We start from the raw sequence: 16212 nt of genomic DNA on the forward strand, positions 1-16212 counted from the left end.
GTACGCCGTAGCGGCGCCGGTCCTGGGCCTGCGCCGCGGCGGCATGATTGCGGCGCCACTGCTGCGGGGTGAATGCGCGGCGCGGATCGTCGTCCGGCGCGTCGTTCGCGGCGTCATCCTCCTCGTCGCCGGCGCGCGGCGGCGTGCTCGCGGCGGATGGCGCCGGCGCGCTCGCCGTCGTCGCGGCTGCACGGCGCGACGGCACCGTTTCGTGCGCGCGCGGCGGCTGCAGGGCCCAGGCGAACAAGGCGACGTGCACGGCGACGACGCAGAGCAGCACGGGATAATTGACACGCGACGGTTCGGGCGATCGCATCGGCACGGCCGGCGGCGGAAAGACGCAGCCTAACGCAAGCGCGCGCCGGTGATCCGCTGCGCGACTCGGCTACACTCGGCTGCCCGCCCCCTCAGGTTGCCCGCGTGGAACTCGAACGCCCGCCGCGCCGAGATCGTCTGAGTACGCGCCTGACGCGCATCGTGCTCGCGAGCACCTTGCTGATCGGCGGTGCGCTGGCGCTGGTGCAGGTGCTCGCCGACGCGCGCAGCAACAGCAAGGAGCTCGACCGCACCGGCCAGCAGGCGTTGACGACGCTCAAGCGCGCGGCGAGCGAAGCGGTCTACGAGATCGACAGCGAGCTCGCCGGCCAGGTGCTCGAAGGGCTCGCGGCGTATCCGGGCGTCTATCGCGCGGAAATCCGCATGCTGCCGGCGACCGTGCTGGCCCAGCGCGAGACGGCGCTGCAGCGCAGCGCCTGGCGCGGCCTCAGCGACCGCCTGTTCGGCGCGCAGCGCGACTATCGCGAAGTGCTGGCCGATCCGCGCAACGGCGAGCCGCTCGGCGAGCTGCGCATCGGCATCGACACCTACGTGCACGGACGCGAGTTTCTCGCGCGCACGGCGCTGGTCTTCAGCCTCGGCCTGGCCTGGGCCGCGCTGCTCGGCCTCGTGCTGCTCGGCGTGGTCAACCGCATCCTGACCGCGCCGCTGGAGCGGCTGGCCGGCGAGCTCGCCGACAGCGACGCGCTGTCGCCGGAGACTGTGTCGGTCAAGGTGCCCGAGAACCACGAGCACGACGAGCTCGGCCGCCTCGCGCGCGCCGTGAACCAGCTGCTGGCCGGCATGCGCGAGAGCTTCGCGCGCCGCGCCGAAGCCGAGGCGCGCGCGAGCTATCTGCAGCAGTTCGACGACCTGACCGGGCTGCCGAACCGCCAGCTGCTGCTGACCCGCGTCGGCCATGCGGTCGCGACGGCCGGTCCGCGCGCGCTGCTGCTGGTCGACCTGTGCAACCTGCGCGCGATCAACGAGACCTACGGCCGCGCCGTCGGCGACGACGTGCTGCACGAGTTCGCGCGCCGCCTCGACGCGATCGACGGCGCGTTCGCCGCGCGCGTGGTCGAGGACAAGTTCGCGCTGCTGCTGCACGAGGGCGCCTCGCGCACGGCCGTGCAGCAGCTGCTCGAACAGGTCCGCGCCGGACTCGCGCGTCCGGTCGAGCTGCCGGCCGGACAGTTCGCGCTCGACGTGCGCGCCGGCAGCGCGCTGTATCCGGACGACGCCGACAGCGCCGAGAGCCTGCTGCAGAACGCCGAGTCGGCGCTGGCCCAGGCCAAGGGCGACGGCTCGCGCGGCGCGATGTTCTTCGACGCCGCGCGCGACGACGAATCGGCCACGCGCCGGCGCCTGAGCAAGGATCTGCGCCGCCGCGCGGTCGGCGACGAACTCGAGCTCGTGTTCGACCCGCTCGTCACCGCCGGCAACGGCCGCGTGCACGGCTTCGAGGCGCTGCTGCGCTGGCACCATCCGCAGTTCGGCCTGCTGCGGCCCGGCAGTTTCATCCGCCTGGCCGAGGAGAACGGCACGATCCAGGCGCTCGGCGAATGGGTGCTGCAGCAGGCCTGCGCGCGCGCCGTGGCCTGGCGCGGCGCCGGCCAGGCGCGGCCGATCTCGATCAACGTCTCCGGCGCGCAGCTGCGCGAGCGCAATCTGCACGAGCGCGTCGCCGCGGTGCTCGAAGCCCACGCGCTGCCGGGTTCGTCGCTGGAGCTCGAAATCACCGAGACCGCGATCGTCGACAACATCAAGTACGCGGCTGCGTCGCTGGGCCGGCTGCGCGCGCTCGGCGTCGGCATCGCGATCGACGACTTCGGCACCGGCCATGCGTCGCTGGGCTATCTGAAGGAGCTGCCGGTCACCAAGCTCAAGATCGACATGAGCTTCGTGCGCGACGTGCTGACCGATCTCAGCGACGCGACCATAGTCCGGGCCATCGTAGGCCTGGGCCACAGCCTCGGCCTGCAGGTCGCCGCCGAAGGTGTGGAGACGCCGGGCCAGCGCCGCTTCCTCGAAGACATCGGCTGCGACCTGCTGCAGGGCATGCTGTTCGGCTGCGGCCTGCACGAGAGCGAGGCGCTGAGTTATGCACGCACGCGCAGCGGCGCGGCCGCCGAAGGGCGCTCGCGTGCCTGAGGCCGGGTCGGCGCCGGGGCGGGTGAGGGGTTTCTCTCCAGCGCGGCGGTTGCAGCGACGCGCGTCGCCCGCTGCGGCAGTCGTCAGTGCCGGCCGCTCACGGCGACAGCAGCCCGTGCCGCTTGCGCAGTTCGGCGATCGTGCCGTCGCCGAGCAGCTCGGCCAGGCCTTCGTCGCAGGCCGGCCGCGCGGCGGCGGCGCTATCGGACTGGCGCGACCAGGCCACGTGCAACGCCGGCTCCTCGATCGGCGGCTGCAGCATCTCGAGCTCGACGCCGCGCAGCAGCGGATCGGTGCGCAGCACGTATTCGGCGACCCAGCGGTCGGCGAAGGCGAGATCGACTCGGCCGTGGGCGAGCTTGCGCAGGTTCACGCGGTCGCTCACGGCTTCCTCGCGCGTGAGGTAGTCGGCGCGGTCGAAGGTCGGATTGTTGATGTAATCGCGCACGATGCCGATGCGGTATTGCGCGATGCTGCGCAGCGCGCCGTCGAGATCCGCGAGCGGGTCGACCGCATAGTCGATGCGCGCGCCGCGGCGCCGGTACAGGCCGATCGGACCGCCCGGAAACGAGGCCGAGAACGCGAATTCCGCCTCGCGCCGCGTATTGCGGTATTCGGGCATGACGCCGGCGTAGTCGCCGCGCAGGCCCAGCATCAGCGCGCGCGCCCAGGGCATCAGGTCGAACTGCACCTCCACGCCGCGGCGCGCGCAGGCCGCGCGCACGACTTCGGCCGCATAGCCCTGGCCCGGCAGTTCCGCGCCGACGTACGGCGGCCATTCCAGGGTGGCCAGCCGCACGCGCAGCGGCTCCGGCGTCGTCGCGTCGGATGCGGACGCCAGCAGCGGGAGCAGGGCGGCAAACAGGACTAAAGCGCGCATCGGCCGATTCTAGCCCCCGGCAAATGGAAATTCGGGCTTTTTCTGCGTTGGCCGGGTTTGTGCCGGCGTACGGGCCGGATCGGGGCGTGGCCGATCCGGCTCAGCGTTTCAGCAAGCGCCAGCCCAGCACGAGATGCGGCGGCAGCAGCAGCGCGATCCAGACCGCGTTGTTCTGCACGAACCAGGGCAGCACCTTGACCACGAGCGCGAGCAGCGCGAGCGCGAGCACGGCGCCGGCCAGCAGGCGCGTGGCGCGGCCGCTGCGCCAGTCGCTCCGGCGCGCGCGCCAGAGCGCCGGCAGCAGCAGAAGCAGCAGCGGATCGAGCAGCAGCAGGTTGGCATTGCGCCAGGCCGATACGTGGCCGGTCAGCAGCCAGAGCGCGGCGAGCACGAGCCCGGCCAGGCCGGCGGCGAGCGCGAAGCCGCCGCCGAGCAGCGCGAACGCCAGCGCCGCGCGCGGCCGCGGCGAGCGCGCGAGCGCGAACAGCAGCAGGCTCAGTGCGATGCTGACCGCGGCGACCGGCGTCGCGTAGCCGATCGGATACGGCCCGTGCTTGCGCAGCCAGGACTGCTCGGCCGCGGCCAGCGCCGCGTTGGTCGTACCGAGCACGCGCGTCGCGCCGACCAGCGGTTGCGGCTTGCCGTCGGCGCCGTCGACCTGGACCTGGGCAATGTGACGGGCGAATTCCGCCGGAAGGAAGCTCTCGTCCCAGAACGACAGGCGCCGGTCGGCATACGGCCCCAGGCCCAGGTCCATCGGCAGCATCAGTTCGGGAATCGGCGCGAGCAGGCGGTCGGCCTGCAGGCGGTAGGTGTAGCCGCGCGAGCGCGTCTCGAGGCTGCGGCGTATCGCGCCGCCGAGCACGCGGTCGAGCGCGTCGCGCACTTTGGTCGAGCAGTTCGACGTGAAGTACTCGTAGTCGTACTTCGCGTTCTCGGGACGCAGGTTCCATTCGAGGAAATCCCGCAGCGCGAGGCGCTGCGCCGGCGTCAGCTGCAGCTCCTGTTCGAGCACGGCGCGACCTTCCTCGCGATACCAGGCCAGGTCGCGCTGCAGCGATGTGGCCTCGATCGTGTAGCGCATGCGGCCGCGCAGGAAGTTCAGGAAGAACGACTCTTCCTCGAAATCGAAGATGCCGTAGTTGTAGCTGACCGCCTCGCCGCTGCGCCGGTCGCGGATCGCGATCGCGTTGTGGCCGAAGCGTTCCCAGTAGATCTCGCCGGGACCGAAGGTCAGCAGCGAGATCTGCAGCTCGCTGCCGGGTTCGTCGCCGCCGGCCGACGCCTGCGCGGCCGCGGCGAACAGCAGCCAGAGCAGCGCGGCCAGTAGCGCCGGCCAGCGCTGCGGTGCCTCAGTTCGCATGCACGCGCACGGTGAACTGGTGGACGCGGCGATCGTCGGCCTTGCTGACGTGGAAGTCGAAGCCGCCGAGCGAGATTTCCTCGCCGGTTTCAGGCAGGTGGCCGAACTCGGCCGTGATCATGCCGCCGACCGTGTCGAACTCCTCGTCGAGAAAGTTGCTGCCGAAGCGTTCGTTGAACTCGGCGATCGGCGTCAGCGCGTTGACGAGCCAATGGCCGTCGAGCTCGGTCATCTGGCGCGATTCGTCGTAGTCGTCGTCGTGCTCGTCGTCGATGTCGCCGACGATCTGCTCGAGCACGTCCTCGATCGTGATGAGACCGGCGACGCCGCCGTACTCGTCGACGACGATGGCCATGTGGTTGTGCGAGAGACGGAATTCCTTGAGCAGGATGTTGAGCTTCTTGGACGCCGGAATCAGCGCGACCGGACGCAGCAGCAGGCGTATGTCGGCCGTGACGCCTTCGGCCAGGCAGCGCAGCAGGTCCTTGGCCAGCAGGATGCCGAGAATCTCGTCCTTTTCGTCGCCGTGCACCGGGAAGCGCGAATGGCCCGATTCGATGACGATCGCGAGGTTGTCCTTGAACGGCGCGTTCGCCGCGAGGCTGACGACCTGGCCGCGCGGCACCATGACGTCGGCGACGGTGAGGTCGTTGACCTCGATCGCGCCCTCGACCATGGACAGGGTGTCGTTGGAGAGCAGGCCGTTGGCCTGCGCCTGGCGCAGTTCCTCGAGCAGCTCCTCGATGTTGCGCGGTTCGCCCGACAGTGCCTGGCTCAGACGATCGAACCAGGAACGGTGGGCGGTGGTACTAGGGTGGTCCTCGCTCATTAGTCGCGGCAACTTGCCCGGAAGGGGCGGGAGGCCGAGTTTAGCAGAGCGTCGATGCGTTGCTGTTGCAAGGGGTTCGGGCGCGGCGAGACCGGCGCTGCGCATGCAATCGATTGATGAAAAAGAAAAACTTTCGAGGTCATGGGTGGGCGAGGCGTCGGCCGCCGCGACTGTGGGCGGATTGACCACTTCAGATTCCGCATATAGCGGCACCCGTCGCCTTCCCGGTTCCGGCAGCGATGTCGAAGGCCTCGCGAAGGCGGTGCTCGCGAGGCCGGACGGCGGAGACTCACGCGCTACGCGAGCCGCGCGGCCGCCGTGCGCCGCGAACCGCCGACGTTCGGGCGTACCCGGTCGCATGCCGGAGAACGCTCGCGCTGGTCGCGCAGGGAGCGGCTCATCCCGGCGTCGCAGCGGCGGCCGTGGCGACGAGCCGGCGCCGGACCTCGGTCTGCAGGCGTTCCAGCAGCGCGCTCGGTTCGGATACGCCGAGTTCGATCAGCACGTCGCCGATCAGGGACTGGCTCAGAAACGTATCACCTGCTGACCAGAGCGAGGATGCCTGCATGCGGCGGCGGGCGTCGGTCATGAGTTCGGGTGTGGGCTCATTGTGGGCTACATCGTTGCGCAGTGAGCGAATGTCGTCTTTCAGCGCGTCCCACAGCCTTTGCAGCGCCGGCTTGTCGAGAACGGGCAACCAGGCCTCGAGACCAGTCGCGAAGTCGTTGACGAACCAGACGTTTCCCTTTTTTTCTCTCTCTTTCTCGTTCGGTTTCCTGAACCGCGCCTTTCTCTCTCCTTGCAGCGGAGAGGCGAACGTGAAGCCATTGCCGGCATCGCCGAATGCGCCATCGTCGCGACGGAAATCGCGTTGCCTGATCCAGTCCCAGAAAGCCGTTTCGAAGAACGCCACGGTGCCGTGAACGGCTCTCGGAATATCGCCGGCGCGGAGGGCGAGTTCGACGCGAAGCGCGGCGCGCACCGCCATGCGCGGGTGGCGCAGCACGGCGAGTTCGCAGTCCGGGTTCGGCTGCGACGAAGCGAAGCGGGCGAGCCACCGGACGACCTGCGTCCACTCCTGTTCGCGCTCGTTCTCGAGATGGCTGACGGCGCCCCAGGCGCCCAGCAGGTTGCCCTTCTCGATGAGCGACAGCGCGCGCCGTCGCGCCCGATATCCCGCCGCGGGATGAAACCGTTCCTCGACGGCCCGGTCGCCGCCGCCGCTGTGCGCGCCGTCCGGGACTTTGAGCGAGGTCACTTGCGTCCGGCTAGGGGCTTGGAGCCGAACCAGCGCCACGATGACCTCGTTGGCCTCCGGAAGGCCGCCGGTTGCGGCGACGACGACCAGAGACGGTTTGGTCGCCTCCATCGCGCCGGCGATGGCGCGCGCGAGCCGGTCGACGACCGTTCGCCGAATGACGGCGTCCGCTTCGACAGCACGATCTTCGAGCGTCTCGGCGCCTTCGAGGAAAGCGCAACGTCGAACTGCGATGCCGCGCTCCTCGCACCGCCGCGCCAGCACCGCGCCGGCGAAACGAGGATCGCGGCCCGTCGTCCGATGCGTCTCCAGGATCAGTGCAGCCGCGATCGGCGTTCCATCGAGTTTTTTCAGCACGGCGTCGAGCTTGGGCGTGCAAACCGCGAGATCGTCGCGCGGGAGTTCCCGCGCGCACTTGTCCAGCTTAGTCTGCGGCGCATCGACGATGCTCCACGCGCACTGGGTGATCCGGTCGTACAGTTCGCCGAAGGTGCCGTAGTCGAGTTCTTGTCGCGCTGCGTCGGCGACGAGTTGCACGTCGGTCCGGCCCGTGGTCAAGACGAGCAACGTCGTCATTGATCGCCTCCATTGCGATAGCGGCGGCTGCGCGAGTGTTCGCCGCGCAGCGTCGTGTGGAAGGTGTAGATGTTCTCGTTCCCGTCGCGATCTTTGGCTTTCGGGTAGTCCGCGGCATCGGGATGCTGGCGGCCGTGCACATCGAGCCACTCCGCCTGGGTGGAAGTGGCATGCCAGTTCTTCCCGACCCATTGTTCGAGGCCGGCTTCTGGTTTCAGCCGAGGCGTGGCGCCGGCGTCGTCGAGCAGCAGCAGCGCCTTGGCCTCGATGCGCACGCTGCCCCAGCCCAGCGGCCGCGCGTAGCCGAGCTTGGAGCAATAGCCGTCTGCGTGAGCGCCGCCCAGCACCTCGCGGAACTGATGAGGGCACAGCGCGACCAGCGTCGCCGCGAGTTCGGCGGCATCGAGGTCGCGGAAGCGAGCCGTGAAGCGGAATTTGCGCTGCGGACGTGAGGCCTCCAGCGCCAGCGTGCTGCGCTCGTTGCAGCGGTTTTCCGGCGAGTCGTCCTTCCACGGCTCCGCGGCATAGGCGTCGCGCCGGTCGAGGTAGAACTTGCGGCCGGCCAGCTCGCCGGGTTCGTCGTAGCCCGCGGCGTCGCCGTAGGTCACGAGAGCCGCCATGTCGGCGGGGCGCGGCTGCGGTTGATAGGGCTGCTTCAGGTAAAACTCGACGGCGCTCGGCCGCGGCATGCCGAGCTCGCGCAGGAATGTCGGCGGAAGGAAACGCTGCTCATCGTTTTTTGCGTCGCCGACGATCTCCAGCGCCGCGTTGACCGAGATGCGCCCCATGAGCTGTGTGTGATCGTCCTTGCCGATGCCCGCGCTTCCCTCGTTGTCGCCGGTGTAGCCGAAAAGCCGGCGCACCGCCGACAGCGCTCTCGGCGCGCCCTCGGTATCCTGCGCGAGTTCGTCGTCCAGGGGAAAAAGCCCGTACCGCTCGTAGCCGCCTTCCTTGCGGCCACGTGTTCCCTGCCGGCGGCCGCGAACCGAGTCGGTATAGGCCCAGCGGTAGTAGTAGTGCCAGCCCAGCGAGACGATGCACTGATTTTCGGTGTCCCACTCCACCCAGACGAGATCGCCGGGTTGGAACACTACGGTTTGCGCTGCAGCGAGGATGCGGTCCCGCACCGTTTCGCCGGTGATCGTACCGGGGATGTCCGGGTGTCGCGTGGAAAAGTGGCCATGTTCAAGGTCGATGAGGTGCCGGACGGTCTGCAGATAACCTTCTTGCGCCATCGGCGGAACAGCGGCGATTTCGGTCTGCGCTTTGCGAAGAAGCGTCAGCGATTTATGCACTCTCAATTTCGAATTGAGCCGTTGCCCGGCGCCTTGCCCGCCGTGGTACGGGGCGCCGCTGCCCTCGTCGAAGCTGTAGTCGAACTTGCGGGCTTTCTTGTTGTACTGCAGCTCGGCAGGGAACAGCTCCAGGCGCGTGGGCACGCGAATGTGGTGCTCGCCGGAGAGCAACCTCTCCTCGACACTGTCCTCGGGAACGCGTGCCAGTCGGGGGACCAGGACTCGTCCCGCCGGCTCGATCGGGTAAACGGCGTTAGGGCGATACGAGTACGACCGCTCGGCGACGCGCTCCATCGGCGCGCCGAGCAGGGCGCCCAGCTCGTGGCGCAGCAGGCCCTTGAGCGTGTCGCCGGGAATGACGACGGGGCGTTCCCCCCAGGGAGCGCGCAGCGGGCAGAGCACCGACTTGTTGGCGGCAAGCGGTCCGGCGCCGCCGATCGTCGGGGGCAGCGGCCAGTCGCCGTCAGCACTGCCCGCCAGGCCCCGTTCCCAGCCGACGAGCAGCGGCGTCAACGTCTCGAGTTCGAAGCGGATCTCGCCGGACAAGCGGCCCGCGCTGCTCGTGCCGTCATGCCAGATCGGCGGGGCGCTCGCCAGTTCCCGGGGAAGCGCGACGAAGCGATAAGGCTTGCCGGGCAGGGGCTGTCTGCCGGAGGACGCAGCCGCACGGGTGCCCTGCGCACGCGACGGGCCGCTGCCGCGCAGCGGATTTCCACGTTGCGGGAAGCCGCCTTGCCGGTTCTGTAGCGCGGGCGCTGGTATGGGCGCCGCACTCGCGGCGATGGCCGTGTCGCCGTCAGGAAGCGCTTCGAGCCCGGCGGCGCCGAGTTTGTCGCGTACCTGCGCGATGTGCGTCTCCTTGGTCGCGCAGATGACGAACTCGTGAGCGATGGTGGTGCCGACGAGGTCCAGATGCGGCATGCCGAGCTGATTGCTCTTCAGCTTGTTGAGCGCTCCCTGGTCGCGTGGCTTGCCGTCGAGAGTGCGTACGCGGATGCGATGGGTCTTGTCGGGTTTGCCGGGCATCAGCGCTGCTCCTTGGTGAGGGTGAAGCCGAGCATCTCGTCGCCGACGTGCCACTCGCGCAGCAGCACGTTGCCGTCTCCGGTGTTCGCCGAGGAGAAGCGCGAGAAGCCATGCAGGCGCGCCGGCGTATGGACCACACTCGTCCGCGTGGCGCCGTCCTCGTGCTCGGGAACTTCCTCGATGCGCACGAAGCGCGCACCTCCCGACGTGCGCGCGGCGCGCCAGACTGCATGCGCGGCATAGAACGCGACCTCGTCGACCTGGAGCGCGTCGCCGTCCTGCGGCCAGTCGCGCCCGAATGTCGCGGGCGGCGAGGCCAAGGCAAGGTCGATCGTCGGATCGCACCACCACGCGACGAGGTCGCCGCCGAGCGCCGCCCTGGCGAGTGCCGAGGCCTCGCCGAGCGTGATCGCCGTGGTGCCCAGTGCGCCGTATTCCGTCCGCACCCAGGCATCGGCTTGGGCGGAGCGTTCGATGAAGCGCGGCGTCGGGTGTTTTCTGCCCGGCGGTTCGGCAGTGGGCTCGCTCGGCGGTTTCCAGTCCCGCACTTTGCCGACATCGTCGACAGCCCAGGGCTTGGCCCGCCAGACTCCCCAGCCGGCGCCGCGCGTCTTGTGGCCGCCGACGGGCAGATGGCCGAGTGCGCCGAGTGCGACCTGGCGATCCACAAGCCTGGCCAGACGATCGGCGGCTTCGGGCGTTTCGGCTTCGATCGCGATGCGCACGGGAAATACTCCCCGGAGCAGGCGCACGGCATCACGCTTGGCGTTGCGGTAGGAACTGGCCGAGAACTCGTCCTCGGCATGCATGTGCAGTTTCGCGGCCACCCAGTCCTTCTCCGCACGTGCGTCGCGGATCAGAATGCGGCTGCTCGCACTCACCGTGCCGAAGGCCTGGCCCGCGACATCGTCGGCGCCGACATCCTCCTGCTTGAAGTTTGGGTCGGCGACAGGGCGGCCCGCCGCGCGTTCGGCGCGGGAGAACGCATGGCGCAACGGGCCGCGTAGGCTCGCGCCCGGCAGCAGCGGATGACCGCCGTCCATCAGCAGCGCGCGGTCGGTGCTGAACTCCGCGGGCTTCTTCGCGTCCGTCGCCCAGGCCGGCGCGGCCCACTGGCCGTCGCCGGCCGGCTGCACGGTGCGCTCGGCGTCGTGCGGCCCCACGGCGAACATGTCCAGGCCCCAGGCAGGCTCGTCGCTCTCCGGCGTGTATTCGCCGAACGCGATGTCGAGGTCGAGCGTGCGAAAGCACCACGAGCGCGTCGGTTCGACGACCGGCACGTCGCCAAGCGCGGCCGGCAGCAGGATGCGCCCGGATTTCACCCACGACTCGTAGCTCGCCGCGTCGAGGCGATGCGCTTTTAGATCCTCGAGGTGACACCAGCCGAGCCCGCGCGCGGCACCGCCGCCGAGCCAGCAGCGCCCCTTGGCCCAGTGCTCGGCCAGGACGTAGCCGAGAATGCCTTCCGCCTCACGGCCTTCGTCATCGCTTCGGACATGCGACCAGTCGACGCGGAAGCTGACTTGCCATTTCGTGCCGGCAGGGATGACCTCGCGGTCGTAAAGCACGCGTTCCGCGCGCGCGCTCGTCTTCTGGCGAATGCCGACGCCGGCGCGTAGGCGGGGAGCGCCGTCCGTGACGGCGTCGACGAACTCCCAGGCGGAGCGGCGCAGCGCGCCATGCCTGATGTCGTCGCTGATGGCGCGCGGCAGCGGATCGAAGCAGCGCTTCGCCATCGCGACGGCCGCCCCTTTGAGTCCTCGTCCGACCAGCGTCGGCACGCCGTCGACGAGCGTGAACGCCTGGTCGGCGCTGGTTTCCCGATCCAGGCCCGAGACCGAGAGCGCGGAATCCTGCACCAGCGTGGCGGTGAAGAGCGTCAGCTTCGTGATCATTTGGCCTCCTTGCGCATTTCGGCACGCAGCCAGCGGACGAATAGGCGCGCATGCGCAGCACGCTGCGTGGTCGGGAGTGCGGCGAGCTTCAGCAGGATCGCGTTCGCGTCGGCATGTCCCCAGCTCCGGCCGCCCGCCGTCGTCGGATTGATTCGGCTTTCGAGCGCGTTCGTGCCGTTGCGGTCGAGCTCGGTCACAAGGTCCAGCCATTGCGAAAGGCTGGGCTTGCGGTCGCCGCTTCCTCCGGCGTTGGCGAGCGTCCTGTGGCCTGCGAACCAATCGCACGTGGTCGCAGCGGCGGTCTCTTCGCCGGCGTCGGCGGGCGGTGCGAGCGCAGCGGATGCGCCTGCCTCGCCGGCCGCGCCGGGCAGCGTCGTGTCGAGCCGGAATCGCCCGAAGCCTTCGTGTATGCGTTCGCCGAGCCAGCGCCCTTGTGCCGCGCGCGCCGCGAGCGCGGCGACGCCTGGTCCCGAGATTTCGAAGACGGAGCCGCGCCGGATCGCCGCCGCCGGCATGCGCCACAGCCGCGAGGTGCCGTTGAAGCCATGCACCATCACGCTGTCCTGCAATGATCTGCCGAGCCGGATGTCGCCGCCGACCAGCGCTTGCAGCGCGGCGTGGTCGAGCACAGTGCGCCAGCGCAGGTGTTCGTCGCGAACGAGCAGGTCGGCGGTGAGCGTCAGCAGTGCCCGGTCGCCGGTCTTCTCCGCTGTTGGAGCAGCGGACCAGGCCAGCTGCGCCACCGCGACAGGCGCGCCTCCGCGACCCACGCGCAGCCAGCGCCGCTCCTCCAGGACCGGCCGCAGTTTCTGTGCGAGTCTCGTCATGTCCTCCTGCTCGCCCCGAAGCTCGGCGAGGAAATACGTTTCCTCGGCGATCTGTTCGATGGCGAACAGTGATGTGTCGGCCTGGGCTGGGTCCGGCCGTCCGTTGCGAAGGCGTACGCGGCGGGGGGGGCGGAAGGCTGTCCATGGCGCGCCGGGGCCCGCGCGGTAGACGAAGAGATCGTCCGCAGGCCGCTTGAGCTTCTCGCGGTTTGTATTCCAGGCGTCCAGCCGCGGCGTCCCGGTGTGGGCCTGCGCCCACCAGGGAACATCGCCGGCGACACCTTGCGGCTTCGTGCTCTGGAGCGTGAGCGGTGCGGGCAGGACCGCGACGCCGGCGAGGTTCGCCGGCGCCTGCGGCAGCGGCAACGCGTCGCTGACCGAGATGCGCCCGGAGGTCAGCAGCGAAGCCGCTTCGCGATTCCCTTCGGCGATGAGCCACGCGGCCACGGCGCCGAGCAAGGTGCGTCCCGGCACGAAGGCGAGGCTCGGAATCAGATTGCCGGGCGTGGCCGTCGCCGTGATGCAGAGCGGGTCGAGGTTCTTGAGCACGAGTACGAGGCGGCCGGCCGGAAGTCCCGGTTGCGGCATCGTGGCCGGGGTTTCCGACAGTGCGAATCTCACCCGGCCTGCTCCGCTGGCACGGCCGCCTCCTAGCGCGTCCACTTCCTGCAGGAGCCGCTGCAACACAGGTAGCTCGTTGGCAGGCAGCTCGACCTCGCCGGCGAGCCGGGTGCCTTTCGGTACATATTCGACGACGCGCAGCGTGTCGTCCTTCGGCGCGCGGTTGTCGAACGCTGCGCGGGCGCTCGAGCGCCAGATATGACTTGTGCGATCGTCTTTCGCATAGAGCGACGTGAACACGGCGCGTTGCCGGTCGTTGCGCGCAAAGTCGCCGCCGGCGCGGCCGAAGAACGCCTCGGCTTCTTCGTCGCCCCGCAGCCGGCGCGCGGCGTCGCGCAGCACGCCTTCGAGATGCGAGGCCCAGATGACGGGGCGGCCATGGCGGTCGCGCGCGATCAGCGCGTCGATGCCGCCGCCGCCGGATCCCGAGCCAGGGTGCGCGTCGGAGAGGAACTCCGCCGTGATCACACGACGAATCCGTTCGTTGCCATTGCCGGACGTTGCGATGGGCGCTCGGCCCGGACCGCCGACCGGCGGGCGCTTCACCTTCGCGGACTTGTATTTCTTAGCCATGGGCGGGCTTCTCCTCGGTGCGCGCGACGTTACTGTGCTGCCCGAGGCGGGCGATCTCCAGGATCTCGACGAGGTCGAGCAGCGCGGTGCGCCGCGGCCCGCCCTGCGCGGGTGGCCACGGCGTATCTACGCCGGCTTTTTCGAGCGCTTTCCTCGCTTCGCTGGACAACTCCGCAAAGGCCAGCTCGGAGAGCGCGCGTCCGCGCGCAAGCTGGTCGACGAGATAGCGCAGCTGCGAGCGCGGCGCGCATTCGAGCTGCGCCGCGCGGCCGACCAGGCCTTGCAGCGTGTCCAGTCCCTGGCCGAGTACGTCGACGGGGCGCTGCGATAGCACGCGCCGTTCCGCGCCGGTGCCGCGCACCCAGTCGCGCCGGCGCACGTCCTCGGGATCATCGACCCATGCAGTGCTGTAGACGGCCCAGTCGACGACGGAGCAGGCCGGCTTGTCGGCGTCGAGAAGGCCGCGCACGCGCCGCTTCGCCGAGCCGGCGAGTTGCTCGGCGACGTCGTGCAGGCGATGGATAGGGATGGTGTGCTTGGCGATGACCACGCCGACACCGAGCGTCAGCGCGAAGCCGTTCGCGTTTTCCTGGAACGACGCAAGCGCGTCGCACAGCGTGACGACGAACGGCAACGCGATTTCGGCGCGGCACACGAGCAACAGGTCGTCCCCGCCGAGCATGAGCAGGACCAGTGGCGCCTTTCCTTCGTCGGGACAGTGCGCGTCGATGGCCTTCTGCACTGCCCGGCGCAGAAGCACGCGATTGCGATGGAAGAACGCCGCGCGTTCGCCGTCGGTCTTGTCCGCGCCGCTGCCGGCGCCGACGCCGTTGCCGTCGGCATGGATGAGCGCGAGATAGCCGTCGCCGACGAGTTCCTCCAGCTCCTGGGGACGAGGCAATGCGGCAAGCTTCGTCGTCGTGCGGAGCAGGCTGGCAACATCGGTCGCGGGGCCGTCTTCGGCACGCCTAGCCGCCGCGTGCCGGAGCGCGACGTCGAGCGACACGGCGGGTCTGTCGTCGCCTTGCTCCACGATGTCGGATGCCAGTCCGCGTCCGGTCCACTCGCAGGGCGCGAGGACGGGGAGTTCGGTGGAAACATGCGTCTGCGTTCTGCTTCGCTCCAGCATGCCGACGGTAATGCGGAAACGCAGCCCCGGCAGGCCTGTCCGCAACAGACGCCGCGCTTCGTCGGCGAACGCGTCCGCGCCGGTCGAGAACCATGCTTCGAAATGGCCCCCGTCGCGAGCGAGGATGCCGGCCTTCGCATCGACGGCGGGATCGTCGTACGCCTTCAGCGGATCGTCTTCATCGGCGCCGGGACAGACTTCCATGCTCGGCGCCGCCGTCCATCCGCGCCCGGATTCGCGGGCCAGCGCCGGCAGCGCGATGCGCAGGGTTTCGCCGAGCAGCGTGTTGGCGCCGACCATCGCGCGCAATCGCGGCGCGGCGAACAGCCAGGTCTGCACACGCTGCAGCTCGATGTGAACGCGTTGGGGTTCGACGGGCATTTCCTTCTCCGCGTGATGCCTCGCGAGGGATGGCCGGAACAGGGCGGGTATTCGTCGACGCCGGCGCGAACGCCCGCGGCCGGGAACGCGCGTCCTGTCTCCGACGGCGGGTCTGTGCCAGTGCAGTCATGCTACATGGGTCACCCCATTACGATTGTTGTCGTAGCGGCGCCTCGCACCCGGCGGCCCGTTGACCGCCGCGTGGCGTGCAGCTGTTGGGAAGCGACTGCTGTGACGGCGCGGAACCTCTCACCCCGGCCAGGCTGCGCGACGCCGGCGCCGCGCCCGAGGTCCGGGCTGGTCGCGTTCGGAGGCGGCATCTGCGGGTCGTATCCGTATGGCGACGCATTGCGGAGCCGCGCGGCGGGGACCGCGGCTTACCGTGGCGGCCGCAGGGGCGGTGGGATAAATCCGAGCGGAAGGCCGCAATCTCCAGCTCCGGCAGCCTTCCCTCGCAACATGTCGTGCGGTCTTTCGCAGCCGATAAATCGAAATACGTCAATTCATCACGCCGCAAAATCCGTAGGCCAGACGAGTTGGTTTGTCGTTCGCCGAAAACAGGCCGTTGCATTGGTTTCCGCGTGCGGCAAGGCTATGCAAGGCCGCGCTGCTTGCGACCTTTGCGGGGTTGTCGGAATTGTGGATGTAAGTGCGGGATCGGGCGGGGAAACGAGGCCGCAGCTATTTGCTGCGGATCACGACGACAGCTACGTCACGCCGAAAGCGGCGTGACCGCTTCAACGAGGCCGCAGCTATTCGCTGCGGATCACAAGATCCTCGCCTGCACACGCTGCGGGCATGAGATCGCTTCAACGAGGCCGCAGCTATTCGCTGCGGATCACCTACGACGTGCCGCAGGAAACGCACGCCGCGCTCATGCTTCAACGAGGCCGCAGCTATTCGCTGCGGATCACCCAGGCCGTTCGCGATATTTTTTCGGCCGTGGCCGAGCTTCAACGAGGCCGCAGCTATGGAAGGTCTGAACAAGTCCGCCCCATTGTGCTGAGATAGTGCCACTACCCGACGAGGACCGCGCGCGATGGACCAGATGAGCTTTGGCGACGGGGAGTACGCGAGCAAGCGCAAGCGGACA

General features: G+C 69.3%; 10 protein-coding genes. 1 reads left to right on the forward strand and 9 read right to left on the reverse strand.

What is annotated here, in order from left to right; genetic code table 11:
- A partial coding sequence (locus NON22_RS10150) for a hypothetical protein (protein WP_257386817.1) occupies positions 1 to 316 on the reverse strand: 316 nt, incomplete at its 3' end.
- A gap of 104 nt (positions 317 to 420) precedes the next feature.
- On the opposite strand from NON22_RS10150, the gene NON22_RS10155 reads away from it, so the two are divergent.
- The gene (locus NON22_RS10155) at positions 421 to 2466 is read left to right on the forward strand and encodes a putative bifunctional diguanylate cyclase/phosphodiesterase (protein ID WP_257386818.1); all 2046 of its coding nucleotides are present in this window, start codon (positions 421 to 423) and stop codon (positions 2464 to 2466) included.
- 97 nt (positions 2467 to 2563) lie between these two features.
- On the opposite strand, the gene NON22_RS10160 is transcribed toward NON22_RS10155, so the two are convergent.
- The 8 genes from NON22_RS10160 to NON22_RS10195 form a co-directional block, all read right to left on the reverse strand.
- Positions 2564 to 3346 (reverse strand): substrate-binding periplasmic protein, encoded by a 783-nt coding sequence (locus tag NON22_RS10160; protein WP_257386819.1) that lies wholly within the window; start codon positions 3344 to 3346, stop codon positions 2564 to 2566.
- Positions 3347 to 3446: 100 nt separating this feature from the next.
- Positions 3447 to 4709, reverse strand: coding sequence for a DUF4105 domain-containing protein (locus tag NON22_RS10165; protein ID WP_257386820.1), 1263 nt, complete (start codon positions 4707 to 4709; stop codon positions 3447 to 3449).
- Complete coding sequence (locus NON22_RS10170) at positions 4699 to 5538, reverse strand: CorC family transporter (RefSeq protein ID WP_257386821.1); 840 nt, start codon at positions 5536 to 5538, stop codon at positions 4699 to 4701. Before NON22_RS10170 ends, NON22_RS10165 begins: the two co-directional genes overlap by 11 nt.
- A 397-nt stretch (positions 5539 to 5935) precedes the next feature.
- Positions 5936 to 7372 (reverse strand): hypothetical protein, encoded by a 1437-nt coding sequence (locus NON22_RS10175; protein ID WP_257386822.1) that lies wholly within the window; start codon positions 7370 to 7372, stop codon positions 5936 to 5938.
- The gene (locus tag NON22_RS10180; protein WP_257386823.1) at positions 7369 to 9693 is read right to left on the reverse strand and encodes a hypothetical protein; all 2325 of its coding nucleotides are present in this window, start codon (positions 9691 to 9693) and stop codon (positions 7369 to 7371) included. The genes NON22_RS10175 and NON22_RS10180 overlap by 4 nt, the downstream gene beginning before the upstream one ends.
- Positions 9693 to 11588: a hypothetical protein gene (locus NON22_RS10185; protein WP_257386824.1), complete on the reverse strand. Its 1896-nt coding sequence runs from the start codon at positions 11586 to 11588 to the stop codon at positions 9693 to 9695. The genes NON22_RS10180 and NON22_RS10185 overlap by 1 nt, the downstream gene beginning before the upstream one ends.
- Positions 11585 to 13609, reverse strand: coding sequence for an RAMP superfamily CRISPR-associated protein (locus NON22_RS10190; protein ID WP_257386825.1), 2025 nt, complete (start codon positions 13607 to 13609; stop codon positions 11585 to 11587). Before NON22_RS10190 ends, NON22_RS10185 begins: the two co-directional genes overlap by 4 nt.
- A complete protein-coding gene (locus NON22_RS10195; protein WP_257386826.1) occupies positions 13602 to 15119 on the reverse strand; it encodes a Cas10/Cmr2 second palm domain-containing protein in 1518 nt (505 codons plus the stop codon). Before NON22_RS10195 ends, NON22_RS10190 begins: the two co-directional genes overlap by 8 nt.
- Between the last annotated feature and the right edge of the window lie 1093 nt (positions 15120 to 16212).

Origin of the sequence: Tahibacter caeni, from assembly GCF_024609805.1 — a bacterium.
Classification (GTDB): domain Bacteria; phylum Pseudomonadota; class Gammaproteobacteria; order Xanthomonadales; family Rhodanobacteraceae; genus Tahibacter; species Tahibacter caeni.

Excerpts from the sequence above, each read along its gene's own strand:
- NON22_RS10175 (WP_257386822.1), bottom strand. The coding sequence starts at position 7,372 with ATGACGACGTTGCTCGTCTTGACCACGGGCCGGACCGACGTGCAACTC.
- NON22_RS10165 (WP_257386820.1), bottom strand. The coding sequence starts at position 4,709 with ATGCGAACTGAGGCACCGCAGCGCTGGCCGGCGCTACTGGCCGCGCTG.
- NON22_RS10195 (WP_257386826.1), bottom strand. The coding sequence starts at position 15,119 with ATGCCCGTCGAACCCCAACGCGTTCACATCGAGCTGCAGCGTGTGCAG.
- NON22_RS10170 (WP_257386821.1), bottom strand. The coding sequence starts at position 5,538 with ATGAGCGAGGACCACCCTAGTACCACCGCCCACCGTTCCTGGTTCGAT.
- NON22_RS10185 (WP_257386824.1), bottom strand. The coding sequence starts at position 11,588 with ATGATCACGAAGCTGACGCTCTTCACCGCCACGCTGGTGCAGGATTCC.
- NON22_RS10180 (WP_257386823.1), bottom strand. The coding sequence starts at position 9,693 with ATGCCCGGCAAACCCGACAAGACCCATCGCATCCGCGTACGCACTCTC.
- NON22_RS10160 (WP_257386819.1), bottom strand. The coding sequence starts at position 3,346 with ATGCGCGCTTTAGTCCTGTTTGCCGCCCTGCTCCCGCTGCTGGCGTCC.
- NON22_RS10190 (WP_257386825.1), bottom strand. The coding sequence starts at position 13,609 with ATGGCTAAGAAATACAAGTCCGCGAAGGTGAAGCGCCCGCCGGTCGGC.